This window comes from Burkholderia sp. SIMBA_051, assembly GCF_046534915.1.
GTDB classification, from domain to species: domain Bacteria; phylum Pseudomonadota; class Gammaproteobacteria; order Burkholderiales; family Burkholderiaceae; genus Burkholderia; species Burkholderia ambifaria.
In genome coordinates this window covers 1-743 of sequence record NZ_JAWRXS010000041.1, presented here as the reverse complement: position 1 = coordinate 743, position 743 = coordinate 1, and the positions used below count along the sequence as shown (strand labels likewise).

Here is a 743-nt window from a genome sequence, read left to right as displayed (position 1 = left end):
GTCGCGAACGTGCGCTCGAACAGGATCGACAGGTTGTGCAGGATCCGGTCGACGACCTTCTTTTCCCACTCGCCATCGAAGCGGATCTGCTCGTCGAGCCAGCGCTCGAGCCATTCCGGATCGGGCAGGCGCGACTGCACGGTGTCGCGCGGGAACAGCGCCTGGTTCACGTGCAGGTTGGTCGGGTGCAGCGGCTTCTCGGTGCGGCGCGCCGATGCCATCAGCACGCCGATCTTCGCGAACGCGGCGCGCGCGACGTCGCCGCAGTTGTTCAGCGCCTTCTTCATGTAGCGCAGGTAAGCGCCGCCATGGCGCGCTTCATCGCGCGAGATCGTTTCGTAGATGTGCTTGATGACCGGCTCGGTGTGCCAGTCGGCCGCGCAGCGATACCAGTGGTTCAGGCGGATCTCGCCGCAGAAGTGCAGCATCAGCGTCTCGAGCGGCGGCGCCGGATCGAACTGGAAGCGCACCGCGTGCAGCTCTTCCTCGGTCGGCACCATTTCCGGCCGGAAGCGGCGCAGGTATTCCATCAGCACGAGCGAATGCTTCTGCTCCTCGAAGAACCACACGCTCATGAACGCGGAAAAGTCGCTGTCGTGCTGGTTGTCGCGCAGGAACATTTCCGTTGCGGGCAGCGCCGACCATTCGGTGATCGCGTTCATCTTGATCGTCTTCGCCTGCTCGTCGGTGAGCAGCGAAGCGTCGAACTTGTCCCACGGAATGTCCTTCTCCATGTCCCAGCG

Annotated in this window: 1 protein-coding gene; it reads right to left on the bottom strand. The window is 63.7% G+C overall.

Going from position 1 to position 743, the window contains the following annotated elements; all coding sequences use genetic code 11:
- The coding region (locus tag SB771_RS33435) for a diiron oxygenase (RefSeq protein WP_175705315.1) at positions 1-743 on the bottom strand (743 nt) is incomplete at both ends.